The sequence below is a fragment of the Acidovorax sp. ST3 genome (assembly GCF_003231145.1).
Lineage (GTDB): Bacteria > Pseudomonadota > Gammaproteobacteria > Burkholderiales > Burkholderiaceae_C > Acidovorax.
This window is the reverse complement of record NZ_QKVP01000002.1, coordinates 175,627-193,512: the sequence shown is the minus strand read 5'-3', so window position 1 is coordinate 193,512 and position 17,886 is coordinate 175,627. Positions and strand designations below refer to the sequence as shown.

The 17,886-nt window shown below is 61.2% G+C and carries 16 protein-coding genes; 15 read left to right on the top strand and 1 reads right to left on the bottom strand.

What is annotated here, in order from left to right:
• Nucleotides 1-6: 6 nt before the first annotated feature.
• From nuoG to DNK89_RS05750, 10 genes are all read left to right on the top strand, one after another.
• Nucleotides 7-2,139 carry an NADH-quinone oxidoreductase subunit NuoG gene (gene nuoG / locus DNK89_RS05795; protein WP_110959323.1) on the top strand — a complete coding sequence of 711 codons (2,133 nt, stop codon included), beginning with the start codon at nt 7-9 and terminating at the stop codon, nt 2,137-2,139.
• The gene (gene nuoH, locus DNK89_RS05790; RefSeq protein ID WP_015013277.1) at nt 2,136-3,218 is read left to right on the top strand and encodes an NADH-quinone oxidoreductase subunit NuoH; all 1,083 of its coding nucleotides are present in this window, start codon (nt 2,136-2,138) and stop codon (nt 3,216-3,218) included. The genes nuoG and nuoH overlap by 4 nt, the downstream gene beginning before the upstream one ends.
• A 12-nt stretch (nt 3,219-3,230) precedes the next feature.
• Entirely contained in the window at nt 3,231-3,743 is a 513-nt protein-coding gene (gene nuoI, locus DNK89_RS05785; protein WP_010463942.1) for an NADH-quinone oxidoreductase subunit NuoI, read from the top strand.
• Nucleotides 3,744-3,793: 50 nt separating this feature from the next.
• The gene (locus DNK89_RS05780) at nt 3,794-4,462 is read left to right on the top strand and encodes an NADH-quinone oxidoreductase subunit J (RefSeq protein ID WP_110959322.1); all 669 of its coding nucleotides are present in this window, start codon (nt 3,794-3,796) and stop codon (nt 4,460-4,462) included.
• A complete protein-coding gene (nuoK, locus tag DNK89_RS05775) occupies nt 4,459-4,767 on the top strand; it encodes an NADH-quinone oxidoreductase subunit NuoK (protein ID WP_005793248.1) in 309 nt (102 codons plus the stop codon). Before DNK89_RS05780 ends, nuoK begins: the two co-directional genes overlap by 4 nt.
• A 31-nt stretch (nt 4,768-4,798) precedes the next feature.
• Nucleotides 4,799-6,832, top strand: coding sequence for an NADH-quinone oxidoreductase subunit L (nuoL, locus tag DNK89_RS05770; protein ID WP_015013279.1), 2,034 nt, complete (start codon nt 4,799-4,801; stop codon nt 6,830-6,832).
• A 13-nt stretch (nt 6,833-6,845) separates the two neighbouring features.
• Nucleotides 6,846-8,321, top strand: coding sequence for an NADH-quinone oxidoreductase subunit M (locus DNK89_RS05765; protein WP_015013280.1), 1,476 nt, complete (start codon nt 6,846-6,848; stop codon nt 8,319-8,321).
• Nucleotides 8,322-8,350: 29 nt separating this feature from the next.
• Nucleotides 8,351-9,844, top strand: coding sequence for an NADH-quinone oxidoreductase subunit NuoN (nuoN, locus tag DNK89_RS05760; protein WP_015013281.1), 1,494 nt, complete (start codon nt 8,351-8,353; stop codon nt 9,842-9,844).
• 73 nt (nt 9,845-9,917) lie between these two features.
• Nucleotides 9,918-10,223, top strand: a complete 306-nt coding sequence (locus tag DNK89_RS05755) for a DUF2818 family protein (protein ID WP_015013282.1) — start codon at nt 9,918-9,920, stop codon at nt 10,221-10,223.
• A gap of 158 nt (nt 10,224-10,381) precedes the next feature.
• Nucleotides 10,382-10,870: a DUF1178 family protein gene (locus tag DNK89_RS05750; protein ID WP_015013283.1), complete on the top strand. Its 489-nt coding sequence runs from the start codon at nt 10,382-10,384 to the stop codon at nt 10,868-10,870.
• 49 nt (nt 10,871-10,919) lie between these two features.
• Here the strand turns inward: DNK89_RS05750 and DNK89_RS05745 are convergent, their stop codons facing one another.
• Nucleotides 10,920-12,755 (bottom strand): ABC transporter transmembrane domain-containing protein, encoded by a 1,836-nt coding sequence (locus DNK89_RS05745; RefSeq protein WP_110959321.1) that lies wholly within the window; start codon nt 12,753-12,755, stop codon nt 10,920-10,922.
• 378 nt (nt 12,756-13,133) lie between these two features.
• On the opposite strand from DNK89_RS05745, the gene DNK89_RS05740 reads away from it, so the two are divergent.
• The 5 genes from DNK89_RS05740 (at nt 13,134) to DNK89_RS05720 (ending at nt 17,870) form a co-directional block, all read left to right on the top strand.
• On the top strand, nt 13,134-13,904 hold the full coding sequence (locus DNK89_RS05740; protein WP_015013285.1) for an ABC transporter ATP-binding protein: 771 nt from the start codon (nt 13,134-13,136) through the stop codon (nt 13,902-13,904).
• Complete coding sequence (locus tag DNK89_RS05735) at nt 13,904-14,617, top strand: ABC transporter ATP-binding protein (RefSeq protein ID WP_110959320.1); 714 nt, start codon at nt 13,904-13,906, stop codon at nt 14,615-14,617. The genes DNK89_RS05740 and DNK89_RS05735 overlap by 1 nt, the downstream gene beginning before the upstream one ends.
• A 59-nt stretch (nt 14,618-14,676) precedes the next feature.
• On the top strand, nt 14,677-15,873 hold the full coding sequence (locus DNK89_RS05730) for an ABC transporter substrate-binding protein (protein WP_110959319.1): 1,197 nt from the start codon (nt 14,677-14,679) through the stop codon (nt 15,871-15,873).
• Nucleotides 15,874-15,971: 98 nt separating this feature from the next.
• Nucleotides 15,972-16,856 (top strand): branched-chain amino acid ABC transporter permease, encoded by an 885-nt coding sequence (locus DNK89_RS05725; protein ID WP_015013288.1) that lies wholly within the window; start codon nt 15,972-15,974, stop codon nt 16,854-16,856.
• Between the two features lie 12 nt (nt 16,857-16,868).
• Nucleotides 16,869-17,870 (top strand): branched-chain amino acid ABC transporter permease, encoded by a 1,002-nt coding sequence (locus DNK89_RS05720; RefSeq protein WP_015013289.1) that lies wholly within the window; start codon nt 16,869-16,871, stop codon nt 17,868-17,870.
• Nucleotides 17,871-17,886: the final 16 nt, after the last annotated feature.

Sequence of the window (17,886 nt, the reverse complement as noted above, 5' to 3'; positions counted from 1 at the left end):
GAACATATGGTTGAAATTGAACTGGACGGTCAGAAGGTGGAAGTCGCCGAAGGCTGCATGGTGATGCATGCGGCTGAAAAGGCGGGCACTTACATTCCGCATTTCTGCTACCACAAGAAGCTTTCGATCGCCGCCAATTGCCGTATGTGCCTGGTGGACGTGGAAAAAGCGCCCAAGCCCATGCCTGCCTGCGCCACACCGGTCACGCAGGGCATGATCGTGCGCACCAAGAGCGACAAGGCCATCAAGGCCCAGCAGTCGGTCATGGAGTTTTTGCTCATCAACCACCCCCTGGACTGCCCTATCTGCGACCAGGGTGGCGAGTGCCAGCTGCAGGATTTGGCGGTGGGCTACGGTGGTTCTTCCTCGCGTTACGAGGAAGAAAAGCGTGTGGTGTTCCACAAGGACGTCGGGCCGCTGATCTCCATGGAAGAGATGAGCCGCTGTATCCACTGCACCCGCTGCGTGCGCTTCGGCCAGGAAGTGGCGGGCGTGATGGAGCTCGGCATGATCCATCGTGGCGAACATTCTGAAATCACCACGGTCATCGGCGACACGGTGGACTCCGAGTTGTCGGGCAACATGATTGACATCTGTCCCGTGGGTGCATTGACCAGCAAGCCCTTCCGCTACAGCGCCCGCACCTGGGAGCTGTCGCGCCGCCGCTCGGTGAGTCCACATGACTCCACTGGTGCCAACCTGATTGTCCAAGTCAAGAACCACAAGGTCATGCGCGTGGTCCCGTTTGAAAACGAGGCCGTCAACGAATGCTGGATTGCCGACCGTGATCGTTTCTCCTACGAAGCGCTCAACGGTGATGACCGCCTGACCCAGCCCATGCTCAAGCAGGGCGGTGTATGGAAGGAAGTGGACTGGCAGACTGCGTTGGAATACGTGGCCAACGGTCTCAAGAACATCAAGAACGATCACGGCGCCGCCAGCATTGGTGCGCTGGTGAGCCCTCACAGCACGGTGGAAGAGCTGTACCTGGCCAGCGCCCTGGTGCGTGGCCTTGGCAGCGACAACATCGACTATCGCCTGCGCAACGCCGAGTTCGCTGCGCCTGAAGGTATTCGCTGGCTCGGTACGTCCATCGCTTCGTTGTCCACACTGCAGCGCGTGCTGGTGGTGGGCTCCAACCTGCGCAAGGACCATCCGCTGTTTGCGCAGCGCATCCGCCAGGCGGCCCGCCATGGCTGCCAAGTCAATGCCATCGCTTCGGTCACCCATGACTGGGCCATGCCAGTGCAGACATTTGTGGAGCAGGGGGCTGGCCAATGGGTAGAGATGCTCGGAGGCATTGCTTCCGCCATCGCCCAGGAAAAAAGTATTGCTGCTCCGCAAGGTGCCAGTGCAGCCAACGAGGCTGCCCAGGCCATCGCCCGCTCGCTGCTGGGTGGCGAGCGCAAGGCTGTGCTGCTGGGCAATGCGGCGGTGCACCATGCGCAAGCCACCCAATTGTTGGCATGGGCCAACTGGATTGCCGAGAACACCGGCGCGACAGTGGGTTACCTGACAGAAGCCGCCAATACCGTGGGCGCGCAGTTTGCGGGCGCTCACCCTGTCAACGGTGGTCTGAATGCGGCTCAAATGCTCTCCGGTGGTTTGAAGGCTGCGGTGTTGCTGAACACTGAGCCCGTCCATGATTCTGCGGCGGGTGCTCAGGCTGCAACTGCCCTCGCTGGTGCAGAAATGGTGGTCACGTTGAGCCCCTTCAAGGCCAACATGGAGTTCAGTGACGTTTTGTTGCCAATTGCTCCGTTCACCGAGACCTCGGGCAGCTTTGTCAACGCTGAAGGGCGCATACAGAGTTTCCATGCCGTGGTTCGCCCGCTGGGCGATACCCGTCCGGCATGGAAGGTTCTGCGCGTGCTGGCCAATCTGCTGGGCGTTCCAGGTTTCGACTTCGAAACCTCCCAGGACGTGCTGGCCCGTGCCACGAATGCCCCTGCAGGTACCGTCATGCAAGTCCCCGCTGAACAGCTGTCGAATGCTGTGAAGGCGGTGCCCGCTGCGACGGCTACAGCTGGTGAGCCGGTCGTGGCTTCCATCTATCAACTGGACGGCCTGGTGCGCCGTTCCACGTCGCTGCAGCTCACTGCCGACGCACGCATGGCACGTGAAGGAGTGGCCGCATGATCGACGCGATCTACAACGCGGGCCTGAACCTGCTCTCCTTTGGGTGGTGGACCGGCATTGTCTGGCCAGTGCTCTGGATCCTGATCAAGATCGTCTGCATCCTGGCGCCGCTCATGGGTGCCGTGGCTTACCTCACGTTGTGGGAGCGTAAGCTGCTGGGCTTCATGCAGGTGCGCCATGGCCCCAACCGCGTGGGACCCATGGGGTTGCTGCAGCCCATTGCGGATGCGCTGAAGCTGCTGACCAAGGAAATCATCCAGCCCACGGCGGCCAGTAAGGGCCTGTTTGTCCTGGGGCCTGTCATGGCCATCATGCCGGCCTTGGCTGCCTGGGTAGCGATTCCCTTCGGTCCCGATGTGGCCCTGGCTAATGTGAATGCCGGCCTGCTGTTGGTGATGGCTATCACGTCCATCGAAGTCTATGGCGTGATCATTGCCGGCTGGGCCTCCAACTCCAAGTACGCCTTCTTGGGTGCACTGCGGGCCTCGGCCCAGATGGTGAGCTACGAAATCGCAATGGGCTTCTGTTTCCTGGTCGTGATCATGGTCTCGGGCAGCATGAACCTGACGGAAATCGTGCTGGGGCAGGGCAGAGGCATGGCTGCAGACAAGGGCCTGACTTTCCTGTCCTGGAATTGGCTGCCCTTGCTGCCGATCTTCCTCGTGTACCTGATCTCTGGCGTGGCAGAAACCAATCGCCACCCCTTCGACGTGGTGGAAGGCGAGGCAGAGATCGTGGCTGGCCACATGGTCGAGTACTCGGGTATGGGTTTCGCGATCTTCTTCCTGGCCGAATACGCCAGCATGTGGCTCGTGTCCATTCTGGCGGCGTTGATGTTCCTGGGTGGCTGGTTGCCTCCGATTGACAGCGCTCTGTTCAACTGGGTGCCAGGCTGGATCTGGCTGGGTCTCAAGACCTTCCTCGTGGTGTCCATGTTCATCTGGATCCGGGCTACCTTCCCACGGTTCCGGTATGACCAGATCATGCGTCTGGGCTGGAAGATTTTCATTCCGGTCACGCTGGTGTACTTGTTGATTGTTGGCGGGTGGTTGCTCTCGCCTTGGAATATCTGGAAATAAGCGGGGACACAAATGACTGCTGTTGCTGCTGCTGCACCTTTTTCGTTCAAGGATTTCTTCAAGAGCTTCATGCTCGTGGAGTTGCTCAAGGGGATGGCCCTGACTGGCCGCTATGCATTTCGCCGCAAGGTGACCGTGCAGTTCCCTGAAGAGAAGACGCCTTTGTCGCCACGTTTTCGTGGACTGCATGCGCTGCGCCGTTATGACAATGGCGAAGAGCGTTGCATCGCTTGCAAGCTGTGCGAAGCCGTATGCCCAGCGATGGCCATCACCATCGAATCGGATGTGCGTGCTGATGGTTCGCGCCGCACCACGCGCTATGACATCGATCTGACGAAGTGCATTTTCTGCGGCTTCTGCGAAGAGAGCTGCCCGGTCGATTCGATCGTCGAAACACACATCTTTGAGTACCACGGCGAAAAGCGTGGTGACCTGTATTTCACGAAGGACATGCTCTTGGCCGTGGGCGACCGGTACGAAGGTGAAATTGCGGCAGCCAAGGCTGCAGACGCCAAGTACCGCTGAGCGGTGCGGGGTTCAGCCTCTTTGCCAGACTTTCTATAAAGACCCGATTCATGGACGCCAAGACTGGTTTCTTCTATCTCTTCTCGGTGGTGCTGCTGTTCGCGGCCTTCCGGGTGATCACTGCGCGCAACCCCGTGCACGCGGTGCTGTATCTCATCCTTGCGTTTTCGCAGGCGGCGGCTGTCTGGCTGTTGCTCAAGGCCGAGTTCCTGGCGATTGCACTCGTGCTGGTGTACCTGGGAGCGGTCATGGTGCTCTTCTTGTTCGTGGTGATGATGCTGGACATTCACATCGATACCGTGCGCAAGGGGTTCTGGAAACACTTTCCACTGGCGGCTCTCATCGGTGCGGTCATCGCGCTGGAAATGGCGGCGGTGCTGATGGGTGGATTCCGTGGCATGGAAGAGCCCAAGGCCGTAGCTGCGGTGGTCGATGCCGCTGGCCATGTGGTCCCTTACTCCAATACCAAGGCGCTGGGCAAGCTGCTGTACACCCAGTATCTGTACCCCGTTGAGATCGCTGCTGTCATTTTGCTGGTGGCCATGGTTGCGGCCATCGCTTTGACCCTGCGTCAGCGCAAGGACAGCAAGGCCATCAATCCTTCCACGCAGATTCGTGTGCGTGCAGCCGATCGTCTGGCTGTGGTCAAGGTGGCCGCTACTCAAAGGCCTGCGGCGGAAGAGCCTGCTCAAGCTGCTGTCGAGGAGAAAAAAGCATGACATTGACTCTGGGCCACTTTTTGTCGCTGGGCGCCATGCTGTTTGCGCTCGCTGTGATCGGCATCTTCCTGAACCGCAAGAACCTGATCGTGCTGCTGATGGCGATCGAGCTCATGCTGCTGGCCGTGAACATGAACTTCGTGGCGTTCTCCCACTACCTGGGAGACATGCACGGCCAGGTGTTTGTGTTCTTTATCCTGACGGTGGCAGCCGCCGAATCGGCGATCGGCCTGGCCATCCTGGTGCTGCTGTTCCGCAACAAATCCAGTATCAACGCGGAAGACCTCAACACCCTCAAGGGTTGACGGGTCACGAGTATTCCCAAGGTTCTCAAGAATGAGTCAAACCCTCTCTGCTTCAACGCTCCTGGCTGTGCCTTTGGCACCGCTGGCGGGCGCCGTGCTGGCCGGCATCTTCGGTACGACCTTCGGTGGTAACTGGATCGGTCGTCGTCTGAGTCACACCCTGACCATCCTCGGCGTACTGGTTGCGTTCATCCTGTCGGCCATGACGCTCAAGAGCGTTGCGCTCGACGGTGCCCGCTTCAATGAAACCCTGTACACCTGGATGGTGGTGGGCGGCCTGAAGATGGAAGTGGGCTTCCTGATCGACAGCCTCACCGCGATGATGATGGTGGTCGTGACCTTCGTGTCGTTGATGGTTCACATCTACACCATCGGCTACATGGAAGAGGACGAGGGCTACAACCGCTTCTTTGCCTACATCTCTCTGTTCACGTTCTCCATGCTCATGCTGGTCATGAGCAACAACCTGCTGCAGTTGTTCTTCGGCTGGGAGGCCGTGGGCTTGGTGTCCTACCTGCTGATTGGCTTCTGGTTCAACAAGCCTACAGCCATCTTCGCCAACATGAAGGCGTTTCTGGTCAACCGCGTGGGTGACTTCGGCTTCATTCTGGGCATTGGCCTGATTGCTGCCTACACCGGCACGTTGAACTATGGCGAAATCTTCGCCAAGGCCGGTGATCTGGGCGCACTGTCTTTCCCCGGCACCAGCTGGATGCTTGTCACGGTGATCTGCATCTGCCTGTTCATCGGTGCGATGGGCAAGTCGGCCCAGTTTCCGCTGCACGTCTGGCTGCCCGATTCGATGGAGGGCCCGACCCCCATTTCGGCACTGATTCACGCGGCCACCATGGTGACCGCCGGTATCTTCATGGTGTCGCGCATGTCGCCGCTGTTCGAGCTGTCAGACACAGCGTTGAACTTCATCCTGGTGATCGGTGCCATCACCGCATTGTTCATGGGTTTCCTCGGCATCATCCAGAACGACATCAAGCGTGTGGTGGCGTACTCCACGCTGTCCCAACTGGGTTACATGACGGTGGCCTTGGGCGCTTCGGCCTACTCGGTGGCGGTGTTCCACCTGATGACCCACGCGTTCTTCAAGGCGTTGTTGTTCCTCGGGGCTGGCTCGGTCATCATGGGCATGCACCACAACCAGGACATTCGCTGGATGGGCGGCGTACGCAAGTACATGCCCATCACTTGGATCACCTCGCTGCTGGGCTCGCTGGCCCTGATCGGCACCCCGTTGTTCTCGGGTTTCTACTCTAAGGACAGCATCATTGAGGCGGTGCACTTCAGCCATTTGCCAGGTGCGGGCTTCGCACACTTCGCTGTGCTGGCAGGGGTGTTCATTACGGCGTTCTACTCGTTCCGGATGTACTTCCTGGTCTTCCATGGCAAGGAGCGTTACGACCAGAACCCGGATGCCCACCACGACGATCACCATGGCCATGATGACCACCACGGTCATGATGCCAAGCCACACGAGTCGCCTTGGGTAGTGACAGTCCCCTTGGTGCTGCTGGCGATCCCGTCGGTGGTGGTGGGCTTCCTGTTCATCCAGCCGATGCTGTTCGGTGACTTCTTCAAGGATGTCATTTTTGTGGATGCGGCCAAGCACCCGTCCATGGCACATATCGCTGAACATTTCCACAGCGCATGGGAGATGGCTCTGCACGGTTTGAAGACGGCTCCGTTCTGGCTTGCTTTGGCGGGTGTGGCCACCTCGTATTACATGTACATGGTCAACCCCGCAGTGCCTGCGGCACTCAAGCGCTTCTTCGAGTCGATCAAGGTCTACCAGCTGCTGGAAAACAAATACGGCATGGACTGGATCAACGAGAACATCCTGGCCCGTGGTGCCCGTGCACTGGGCGTGGGTCTCTGGAAGGGCGGAGATCAGGCGGTGATCGATGGCGCCTTGGTCAATGGCTCTTGGAAGTTGGTGCGCTGGGTGGCCGGTGCCGTGCGTTGGGTGCAGTCGGGCTTCATCTACCACTATGCGCTGGTCATGATCCTGGGTGTTTTTGTGCTCATGACGTATTTCGTCTGGCTCAACAAGTAGGAGAAGAATAAAAATGGGTCTGTTGAGTCTTGCAATCTGGACACCGATTGCGTTTGGTGCGCTGTTGCTCGCCATCGGGCGCGACGAACATGCGCGGGCAGTGCGGTGGTTGGCGCTGGTGGGAGCCTTGATTGGGTTCCTGGTCACGCTGCCTCTGTACGATGGCTTCAAGCTGGGTACGGCAGCCATGCAGTTCGTGGAGAAGGCCGACTGGATCGAGCGCTTCAACATCCACTACCACCTCGGGGTGGACGGCATCTCCTTCTGGTTCGTGCCGCTGACAGCATTCATCACCGTCATCGTGGTGATTGCTTCCTGGGAGTCCATCACCGAGCGCGTGAACCAGTACATGGGTGCTTTCCTGATCCTCTCGGGGCTCATGATCGGTGTCTTCAGTGCACTCGACGGCATCCTGTTCTACGTGTTCTTCGAAGCGACGCTGATCCCGATGTACCTGATCATCGGTATCTGGGGCGGCCCCAACAAGATCTACGCGGCGTTCAAGTTCTTCCTGTACACGCTGCTCGGCTCGCTGCTGATGCTGATCGCGCTGATCTACCTGTACAACCAGTCGGGTGGCAGCTTTGACATTGCCACCTGGCACCAGTTGCCATTGAGCGGCCGTGCGCAGACCCTGCTGTTCTTTGCCTTCTTTGCCGCCTTCGCTGTGAAGGTGCCCATGTGGCCAGTTCACACCTGGCTGCCCGACGTGCACGTGGAGGCGCCTACCGGTGGCTCCGCAGTGCTGGCCGCCATCATGCTGAAGCTGGGTGCCTACGGTTTCCTGCGGTTTTCTCTGCCGATCGCTCCTGACGCTGCACGCCAGTGGGCATGGCTGATGATTGCCTTGTCGCTGATCGCCGTGATCTACGTGGGTCTGGTGGCCATGGTCCAGAAGGACATGAAGAAGCTGGTGGCCTACTCGTCGGTGGCGCACATGGGCTTTGTGACCCTGGGCTTTTTCATCTTCAATGACCTGGGTGTCTCTGGCGGTATCGTTCAGATGATTGCGCACGGTTTTGTGTCCGGCGCCATGTTCCTGTCCATCGGCGTGCTTTATGACCGCGTTCACTCGCGTGAGATTGCCGCCTATGGTGGCGTGGTCAACACCATGCCCAATTTCACGGCGTTTGCTTTACTGTTTGCCATGGCCAACTGCGGCCTGCCGGGCACGGCCGGTTTTGTGGGCGAATGGATGGTGATCCTGGGTGCTGTCAAGGCCAATTTCTGGATCGGTCTGGCCGCTGCCACGGCACTGATTTTCGGTGCTGCCTACACCCTGTGGATGTTTAAGCGTGTGTACCTGGGCCCCGTGGGCAATGACAACGTCAAGGGCTTGACGGACATCGACAGCCGCGAGTTCCTGGTGCTGGCTGTTCTGGGCATCGCGGTGCTGGCCATGGGCCTCTACCCCCGTCCGTTCACCGATGTGATGGACACCTCGGTGGCAGAACTGCTCAAGCATGTCGCGCAGACCAAGCTGAACTGAACAGACCAGACTGAACTGAGAGATTCGAGATGATTGACAACATCAGCTGGCTAGCGATTTACCCCGAAATTGTGCTGTTGACCATGGCCTGCGTGATTGCGCTGGTCGATCTGGGTGTCCACAGCCCTCGCCGCACCAGCACCTACGTGCTGACCATGCTCACGCTGGCCGTGGTGGCTGCCCTGCAGGGCATGTACGCCAGCAGCGGTAACACCTTCTATGGTTTTGGCAACATGGTGGTGAGCGACGCCATGGGCAACTGGCTCAAGTGCTTTGCCACCGTGGCCATGATGGTCACCCTGGTGTACGGCCGCCCTTACGCTGCGGACCGCGACATGCTGCGTGGGGGTGAACTGTTCACGCTGTCCATGTTCGCCTTGCTCGGCATGTTCATCATGATCTCGGGCAACAACTTCCTGGTGATCTACCTGGGCCTTGAGCTGCTGACACTGTCGAGCTATGCCTTGGTGGCATTGCGCCGTGACAACGCCACGGCCACGGAAGCAGCCATGAAGTATTTTGTGCTGGGCGCCATGGCCAGTGGCTTCCTGCTCTATGGCTTATCCATGGTGTACGGTGCCACGGGCTCGCTGGACATCGGCCAGGTGTTCAAGGCAGTCAACTCCGGTCAGATCAAGCACCAGGTGCTGGTGTTCGGTCTGGTGTTTGTGGTGGCCGGTCTGGCGTTCAAGCTGGGCGTGGTGCCCTTCCACATGTGGATTCCCGATGTGTACCAGGGCGCGCCCACGGCCGTGACGCTGATGATTGGCGGCGCGCCCAAGCTGGCTGCCTTTGCCATCACCATCCGTTTGCTGGTGGATGGCCTGCTGCCCCTGGCCATCGACTGGCAGCAGATGCTGGCTGTGCTGGCGATTGGTTCGTTGCTGGTGGGGAACCTGGCAGCCATTGCGCAGACCAACCTCAAGCGCATGCTGGCGTACTCCACCATCTCCCAGATGGGCTTTGTGCTGCTGGGCCTGATGTCTGGGGTCATCAACGGCAATGTGGACGCCACAGCGGTGGAGAACGCCTACAGTGCCTCGATGTTCTACGTCATCACGTATGTGCTGACCACGCTCGCAGCGTTTGGCGTGATTCTGCTGCTGGCCCGCGAAGGTTTCGAGAGCGAAGAAATCTCCGATTTCGCAGGCCTCAACCAGCGGAGTCCCCTGTACGCTGGTGTGATGGCAGTCTGCCTTTTCTCCATGGCGGGTATTCCTCCCTTGGTGGGCTTCTACGCGAAGTTGGCGGTTCTGCAGGCCCTGGTGGCCTCGGGTCAGACAATTTACATGGCGATGGCCGTGTTCGCCGTGATCATGTCGCTGATCGGTGCCTTCTACTACCTGCGTGTAGTGAAGGTGATGTATTTCGATGCACCGCTCACAGCGACCAATGTGTCTGCCCCGGTGGATGTGCGCGTGGTGCTGACCATCAACGGCGCTCTGGTGCTGGTGCTGGGCTTGCTGCCAGGTGGCTTGATGGCCCTGTGTGCAGACGCCGTGGTGCGCGCACTGGCGACCTGATCGGGAGAGCAGGCGCCCGCACTGCGCGGGCAACTGTTCATCCGTCGAACCTCTCTCCTCGATCAGTTTTTCTGTGTCACTCACCGGATCGGTCTGGCTCGTGATTGTGGCGGCGTTGATCGCCGCCAACCTGCCGTTCATCAACCAGCGGTGGTTGGTGGTGGGGCCTGCAGCGGCTCACGGCAAGCCCTTGGTCGGACGGTTGGCTGAACTGATCCTGTTGTATTTTTTGGTGGGCGGTCTGGCCTTGCTGCTGGAGCGGCGTGCAGGCCAGATTGCACCCCAGGGATGGGAGTTCTACGCCATCACCGGCACCATGTTTCTGACGCTGGCCTTTCCCGGCTTCGTCTACCGGTATCTGCTGCGTCGCCACGGGTGATGGCCCTGGCTGGATCGTGTTGAAGCGTCGGGGCTTCCGCGACCTTTGCTGTACCGGTTTCGCAGATCGCGCGCAGCACTCTTGTATGTAACCCTGCACCTTGGTGTGCCCGGTTTACTCGATCTCTTGATGGTGCGGACCGGCGTACGATGCATCTTATGAAGGTACTGGATCTCCAATGTCAGCACGGCCATGTCTTTGAAGGCTGGTTTGGTTCTGAAGATGACTTTCAGAGCCAAAAGCAGCGCGGCCTGGTGCAGTGCCCTTTGTGCGCGGACATCCGCATTGACAAGCGTCTGAGCGCGCCGCGCCTGAATCTGGGTGCCCGCGAGCCCACTGCGGCCCCAGTGACTCCTTCCGGTGCATCGTCCGTTTCACACGCTGCTTCCGATACACCGGTCGAGGGATCGACGCTCCCACCCGCGCTACAGGCAGCCTGGCTGCAGCTGGCCCGCAAAGTCATTGCGAATACGGAGGATGTAGGCCCCCGTTTTGCCGACGAAGCCCGGCGCATGCACCACGGCGAGATCCAGGAGCGTGCCATCCGTGGTCAGGCCACCGCGCAAGAGGCATTGCAGCTCCTGGACGAGGGCATTGCCGTCATGCCGTTGCCCCTGCCAGCGGCAGCCAAGGAAACCTTGCAGTAGCCCTGTGCGGGTATTCTGGGTGTGGATGCCCTGCCGAGAGGCGCCGCGATCAGCTGGTGAACTGCAGCGCCGCGAGGCGCGCATACACCCCACCTTGCGCCATCAGCGCGCTGTGGGTGCCTTGCTCCACGATCTGACCGTGGTCCAGCACCACGATGCGGTCTGCATTTTGCACGGTGGCCAGGCGATGGGCGATCACCAGAGTGGTTCTTCTGCCCGTGTGGCGCTGCATGGCTGTGTCCAGCGCTGCCTGCACCATGCGCTCGCTCTCTGCGTCCAGCGCGCTGGTGGCCTCGTCCAGCAGTAGCAACGGCGGGTTTTTGAGCATGGCGCGGGCGATGGCGATGCGCTGGCGTTGGCCGCCCGAAAGGCGCACCCCCCGCTCGCCCAGAAACGTGTGATAGCCCTCGGGCAGGGCCATGATGAAGTCATGCGCAAAGGCCGCTTTGGTGGCTGCCATGACCTCTTCGTCCGAAGCATCCGGACGGCCATAGCGGATGTTATCCATGGCCGACGCAGAGAAGATCACGGCATCCTGGGGCACGGTGCCCGTATGGGCGCGCAGCGTGTCCAGCGTCAGGTCCCGGATGTCTACGCCATTCAGCAAGATGCGTCCCGCCGTAGCGCCTGGCTTGCCGGTTTGCCCGTTTCCATCCACGTCGTAAAAGCGCTGCAGCAACTGAAACACCGTGGTTTTTCCGGCGCCGCTGGCACCCACCAGCGCCACCGTCTCGCCGGGCGCCAGGTTCAGTGAGAAGTTTTGCAGCGCTGGCTGGTCCGGGCGCGACGGGTAGTGAAACTGCACGTTGTCAAATTGCACCTCCAGCCCCTGATCCGAAGTGGGCAGCCGTTGGGGTGTTCCGGGGTTCGCCACGGGGGACTGGCTGGACAGCAGCTCCATCAGGCGCTCTGTGGCGCCCGCCGCACGCAGCAGGTCCCCGTAGACCTCGCCCAGCACGGCCACGGCGCTGGCCAGCAGAATGACATACACCACGGTCTGGCCCAGGTGGCCCGCGCTCATCTGTCCGGCCAGCACAGCCTCTGTGCCCCGGTACAGCCCCCACAGAAGCAGCGCTGCGTTCGCAATGATGATGAAAGCCACGAGCAAGGCGCGTGCCTTGGTGCGCTTGACCGCCGTGCGAAATGCGTCTTCGGTGGCCCGCGCAAACCGGGTGGCCTCGCGGGGCTCGGCGGTATAGCTCTGCACCACCGGGATGGCGTTGAGCACTTCGGCAGCGATGGCGCTGGAGTCCGCCACGCGGTCCTGGCTGTCGCGTGACAGCCGGCGTACCTTGCGCCCAATCCACATGGTGGGCAGCACGACCAGCACCACGGCCAGCAAGACCACCGACATCACATAGGGATTCGTCCACACCAGCATGACGAGGGCCCCCAGGCCCAGCACGGCATTGCGCAGCCCCATCGACAGCGACGAGCCGACCACGGTCTGCACCAGCGTGGTGTCTGACGTCAGCCGCGACAGCACCTCGCCGGTCTGGGTGGTCTCAAAGAACTGGGGGCTTTGCTGCAGCACATGGCTGTAGACGGCGTTGCGCAGGTCGGCGGTGACGCGCTCCCCCAGCCAGCTCACCATATAAAAGCGCGCGGCTGAAAACCCACCCAGCGCCACAGCCACGGCAAACAGCTCTTCAAAATGCCCACGAAGGGCCATGGCCTGCGCTCCCCGGTCACCCGTCGCAGAAACTAGGCCGCCATCGATGAGATTGCGCAACGCCATGGGAAACGCCAGGGTGGCCAATGCCGCCAGCACCAGGAACACCAGCGACAGCGCAATGCGCGCACGATACGGGCGCAAAAAGGGCAGCAGTCCCGTGAGCGAGCGGGGGGCGCCACGGGCGGGCGTGGAGGAGGGGAGGGAGGGCATCGTGGCAGTGTAGGCGGCGCAGCCGGGCGCTGCAGAAGGGGCGCGGTCTAGCCCCTCTATGACTGTAGTTGGTGCCCACCGCGGTAAATACCAAGGCCTGTCAGCAAAAAGTCAGTGAGGGGCGCGGCGCTGCACCACCACCAGTTGCGAGCTTCTGAACCTGCCACAGCGCCAGATTGAGCACTGGCGCGCTGCCCAAGCGCGCCACTCCCAAGCGCCATGCGCCCTCAGGGCGGGTACGTAGGCATTTATACATAGGCATTAGTCCCAGTATCTACCGCAGGGTAGGGGGACATACGATGCGTTGCGATCCAACCTCCCCGGAGACCTTGTTGCAAGGCTCCTCATTTCAGCACCTTACGGAGCGGCCAAGGCGCAATGAGCGACGTCATTCTTGAAACCAACAGCCTGACCAAAGAGTTCAAGGGCTTCACCGCCGTCAGTGACGTGAACCTGGCCGTTCGGCGCGGGTCCATCCACGCGCTGATCGGCCCCAACGGTGCAGGCAAGACCACGTGCTTCAACCTGCTCACCAAGTTTCTGGAGCCGACTTCGGGTGTCATCCGCTTCAACGGGCACGACATCACGCGGGAGCAGCCCGCGCAGATCGCACGCCGCGGCGTGATCCGTTCGTTCCAGATTTCGGCGGTGTTCCCGCACCTCACACTCATCGAGAACGTGCGCCTGGGCCTGCAGCGCAAGCTGGGCACGTCGTTCCACTTCTGGCGCAGCGAGCGCACCCTGCGGCAGCTGGACGACCGTGCCATGCAACTGCTGACCGAGGTGGGGCTGGAAGACCTGGCCGATGAAGTGACCGTGAACCTGCCCTACGGCCGCAAGCGCGCGCTGGAGATCGCCACCACGCTGTCCATGGAGCCCGAGCTGATGCTGCTGGACGAGCCCACCCAGGGCATGGGCCACGAAGACGTGGACCGCGTCACGCAGCTCATCAAGAAGGTTTCTGCCGGCCGCACCATCCTGATGGTGGAGCACAACATGAAGGTGGTCTCCACCATTGCCGACCGCATCACGGTGCTGCAGCGCGGCGCCGTGCTGGCCGAAGGGCCCTACGCAGAAGTTTCCAACAACCCCCAAGTCATGGAAGCCTACATGGGCACGACCGACGGCCAACTGCAGGGAGCGCACTGATGGCTGGCGTTCCTGCACTCGAAATCAAGAACCTCGAAGCCTGGTACGGCGAGTCGCATGTGCTGCATGGCGTGGACATCGTCGTCCAGCCGGGCGAGGTGGTCACGCTGCTGGGCCGCAACGGCGCAGGCCGCACCACCACCATGCGCGCCATCATGGGCCTGACCGGCGCACGCAAGGGCTCGGTCAAGATCAACGGCGTGGAAACCGTGAGCATGCCCACGCACCGCATTGCGCACCTGGGCGTGGGCTATTGCCCCGAAGAGCGGGGCATCTTCTCCAGCCTGTCGTGCGAAGAAAACCTGCTGCTGCCCCCCGCGCTCAAGACCAAGACCCCGGGCATGTCGGTGCAAGAGATCTACGCCATGTTCCCCAACCTGGCCGAGCGCAAGAACAGCCAGGGCACGCGCCTCTCGGGGGGCGAGCAGCAGATGTTGGCCGTGGCCCGCATCCTGCGCACTGGCGCCAATCTGCTGCTGCTCGATGAAATCTCCGAAGGCCTAGCGCCCGTCATCGTGCAGGCCCTCGCCCGCATGATCACCATGCTGCGCCAGAAGGGCTACACCGTGGTCATGGTCGAGCAGAACTTCCGCTTTGCCGCGCCCCTGGCCGACCGCTTCTACGTGATGGAGCACGGCCGCATCGTGGAGAAGTTCGGCGCCGCCGAGCTGGAGGCCAAGATGCCCGTGCTCAACGAACTGCTGGGCGTCTGAGCCACGCCCACATCCTTTCCCCACCGTTTTCTTCCACCACACCCACAGGAGACAAATCCATGAAGAAACAACTCAAAGTGCTGGCACTGATGCTGGGCGTCGCAGGTCTGGCCACGTCGGCCGTGCACGCGCAGGACAAGGTCAAGATCGGCTTCATCACCGACATGTCCAGCCTGTACGCCGACGTGGAAGGCAAGAACGGTGCGGTCGCCATCCAGATGGCGATTGACGATTTCGGAGGCAAGGTGCTGGGCCAGCCGATCGAGCTGATCTCTGCGGACCACCAGAACAAGGCCGACATCGCAGCCTCCAAGGCGCGCGAATGGATCGACACCCAGGGTGTGACGATGGTCTTCGGCGGCACCAACTCCGGTACCGCACTGGCCACGGCCAAGGTGGCAGCCGAGAAGAAGCGCGTCTACATCAACAACGGCGCTGCCACCTCGGCCCTGACCAACGAGCAGTGCTCGCCCTACACCGTGCACTATGCGTACGACACCGTGGCACTGGCCAAGGGCACGGGCTCGGCCATTGTGGACGGTGGTGGCAAGAGCTGGTACTTCCTGACGGCAGACTACGCCTTCGGCCATGCGCTCGAAGCCGACACCACCGCCGTGGTCAAGGCCAAGGGCGGCAACGTGGTGGGTGCTGTGCGCCACCCGCTGAACGCTTCCGACTTCTCGTCCTTCCTGCTGCAGGCACAGAACTCCAAGGCGCAAATCCTGGGCCTGGCCAATGCAGGTGGTGACACCATCAACTCCATCAAGGCTGCCAAAGAGTTCGGCATCGGCAAGAGCATGAAGCTCGCCGGCCTGCTGATCTTCATCTCCGACGTGCACAGTCTGGGCCTGCGCAACACCGAAGGCCTGCAGTTCACCACCAGCTGGTACTGGGACCTGAACGACGAGACCCGCAAGTTCTCGGCCCGCTTCTTCGAGAAGACCAAGCGCATGCCGACCGAAATCCAGGCGGCTGACTACTCGGCCACCATGAACTACCTCAAGGCCGTGGAAGCCGCCAAGTCGGTGGACGCCGACAAGGTCATGACCACATGGCGCGGCATGAAGATGAACGACTTCTTCGGCTCGGGCCAGCTGCGCGCCGACGGCCGTTATGTGCACGACATGTACCTGATGGAAGTGAAAAAGCCTGCAGAGTCCACCAAGCCCTGGGACTACTACAAGCTGATCAAGAAGCTGCCTGGTGACTCCGTGTTCACCACCAAGGCCGAGAGCAAGTGCCCGCTCTGGAAGTAAACCCCTGAGAGGGCTCACGCCGGCCTGGCTGTCCCTGCGGGGCGCCGGGCCCGGTGTGGTCCTCTGACCTGAACTCTCTCCACCTGCTGCTGCCTCCCATGGAAATCTTTGGTGTCTCACTGCCCGGCCTGTTGAGCCAGCTCCTTCTGGGGCTGGTCAACGGATCGTTCTACGCAATCCTCAGCCTGGGGCTGGCTGTGATCTTTGGCCTGCTCAACGTCATCAACTTTGCGCACGGCGCACTGTTCATGACCGGGGCGTTGCTGACCTGGATGGCCATGAATTACTTTGGCATCAACTACTGGTTGATGCTGGTGCTGGCACCGCTGGTGGTGGGCCTGTTCGGTGTGCTGATCGAGCGCCTGCTGCTGCGCTGGATCTACAAGCTCGACCATCTGTACGGCCTGCTGCTCACGCTGGGCCTGACCCTGCTGATCGAAGGCGTGTTCCGCTCCATCTATGGCGTGTCGGGCCTGGGCTACGACACCCCCGAACTGCTGGAAGGCGCGACCAACCTCGGCTTCATGATCATGCCCAACTACCGCGCGTGGGTGGTCGTGGCCTCGGTGGTGGTGTGTATCGGCACCTGGTACGTGATCGAAAAAACCAAACTCGGCGCCTATCTGCGGGCCGGTACCGAAAACCCGCGCCTAGTGGAAGCCTTCGGCATCAACGTGCCGGTGATGGTGACACTGACCTACGCCTTTGGTGCTGCCCTGGCCGCCTTCGCGGGGGTGCTGGCTGCTCCCGTGTACCAGGTCACGCCGCTCATGGGGCAGAACCTCATCATCGTGGTGTTTGCCGTGGTGGTGATTGGCGGCATGGGCTCCATCATGGGCTCCATCCTCACCGGGCTGGGCCTGGGGGTCATCGAAGGCTTCACCAAGGTGTTCTACCCCGAGGCGTCTTCCACCGTGGTGTTCGTCATCATGGTCATCGTTCTCCTCATTCGCCCCGCCGGCCTGTTCGGCAAAGAAAAATAAGGGGCTGCCAGCATGAATTCCAAGAACACTGCCACCATTGGTTACGGCCTGCTGTTGCTGGCCCTCATTGCCGCGCCTTTTCTAGGTGCGTATCCAGTCTTTGTGATGAAGCTCATGTGCTTTGCACTGTTTGCTTCAGCGTTCAACCTGCTGCTTGGGTACACCGGTCTGCTGTCTTTCGGCCATGCAGCCTTCCTTGGTGGCGCTGCCTACGTGGCCGGCCACGCCATCAAGGTGTGGGGCCTGACGCCTGAAGTGGGCCTGCTGCTGGGCACCGCCGGGGGCGCGCTGCTGGGCTTGCTGTTTGGCTGGCTGGCCATTCGCCGCCAGGGCATCTACTTCTCCATGATCACGCTGGCGTTGGCGCAGATGCTGTTCTTCGCCTGCCTGCAAGCCCCCTTCACGGGCGGTGAGGACGGCCTGCAAGGCGTGCCGCGCGGCAAGCTGTTTGGCGTGATCGATCTCAAGAGTGACTTGGTCATGTACTACGTGGCGCTGGTCATCGTGGTCGCTGCGTTCCTGCTGATCGTGCGCACCATCCACTCGCCGTTTGGCCAGGTGCTCAAGGGCATCAAGGAGAACGAGCCCCGCGCCATCTCGCTGGGCTACGACACGCACCGCTTCAAGCTGCTCGCTTTTGTGCTGTCGGCCGCCCTCGCAGGTCTCGCCGGCGCGCTCAAAACGCTGGTGCTGGGCTTTGCCACGCTGTCGGACGTGCACTGGACGGCCTCGGGCCAGGTCATCTTGATGACGCTGGTGGGTGGCCTGGGCACGCTGTCGGGCCCGCTCATCGGCTCGGCTGTGGTGGTGCTGCTGGAGAACAAGATTGGCGAGTTTGGCAACCTGCTGGCCGCACTGACCAGCGTGGAATGGTTCAAGACCCTGGGCGAGTCGGTCACCATGGTCACGGGCCTGATCTTCGTGATCTGCGTGCTGGCTTTCCGCCGCGGCATCATGGGCGAGATCATCGCCTGGCTGGCACAACGCCGCGCAGGCAACTCTGCCAAGCATTGACGAAGTGACACCGCCC

What these genes read in the sequence shown, in the direction of transcription:
- nuoG (WP_110959323.1), top strand. Translation starts at nt 7, where the DNA reads ATGGTTGAAATTGAACTGGACGGTCAGAAGGTGGAAGTCGCCGAAGGC.
- nuoH (WP_015013277.1), top strand. Translation starts at nt 2,136, where the DNA reads ATGATCGACGCGATCTACAACGCGGGCCTGAACCTGCTCTCCTTTGGG.
- nuoI (WP_010463942.1), top strand. Translation starts at nt 3,231, where the DNA reads ATGACTGCTGTTGCTGCTGCTGCACCTTTTTCGTTCAAGGATTTCTTC.
- DNK89_RS05780 (WP_110959322.1), top strand. Translation starts at nt 3,794, where the DNA reads ATGGACGCCAAGACTGGTTTCTTCTATCTCTTCTCGGTGGTGCTGCTG.
- nuoK (WP_005793248.1), top strand. Translation starts at nt 4,459, where the DNA reads ATGACATTGACTCTGGGCCACTTTTTGTCGCTGGGCGCCATGCTGTTT.
- nuoL (WP_015013279.1), top strand. Translation starts at nt 4,799, where the DNA reads ATGAGTCAAACCCTCTCTGCTTCAACGCTCCTGGCTGTGCCTTTGGCA.
- DNK89_RS05765 (WP_015013280.1), top strand. Translation starts at nt 6,846, where the DNA reads ATGGGTCTGTTGAGTCTTGCAATCTGGACACCGATTGCGTTTGGTGCG.
- nuoN (WP_015013281.1), top strand. Translation starts at nt 8,351, where the DNA reads ATGATTGACAACATCAGCTGGCTAGCGATTTACCCCGAAATTGTGCTG.
- DNK89_RS05750 (WP_015013283.1), top strand. Translation starts at nt 10,382, where the DNA reads ATGAAGGTACTGGATCTCCAATGTCAGCACGGCCATGTCTTTGAAGGC.
- DNK89_RS05745 (WP_110959321.1), bottom strand. Translation starts at nt 12,755, where the DNA reads ATGCCCTCCCTCCCCTCCTCCACGCCCGCCCGTGGCGCCCCCCGCTCG.
- DNK89_RS05740 (WP_015013285.1), top strand. Translation starts at nt 13,134, where the DNA reads ATGAGCGACGTCATTCTTGAAACCAACAGCCTGACCAAAGAGTTCAAG.
- DNK89_RS05735 (WP_110959320.1), top strand. Translation starts at nt 13,904, where the DNA reads ATGGCTGGCGTTCCTGCACTCGAAATCAAGAACCTCGAAGCCTGGTAC.
- DNK89_RS05730 (WP_110959319.1), top strand. Translation starts at nt 14,677, where the DNA reads ATGAAGAAACAACTCAAAGTGCTGGCACTGATGCTGGGCGTCGCAGGT.
- DNK89_RS05725 (WP_015013288.1), top strand. Translation starts at nt 15,972, where the DNA reads ATGGAAATCTTTGGTGTCTCACTGCCCGGCCTGTTGAGCCAGCTCCTT.
- DNK89_RS05720 (WP_015013289.1), top strand. Translation starts at nt 16,869, where the DNA reads ATGAATTCCAAGAACACTGCCACCATTGGTTACGGCCTGCTGTTGCTG.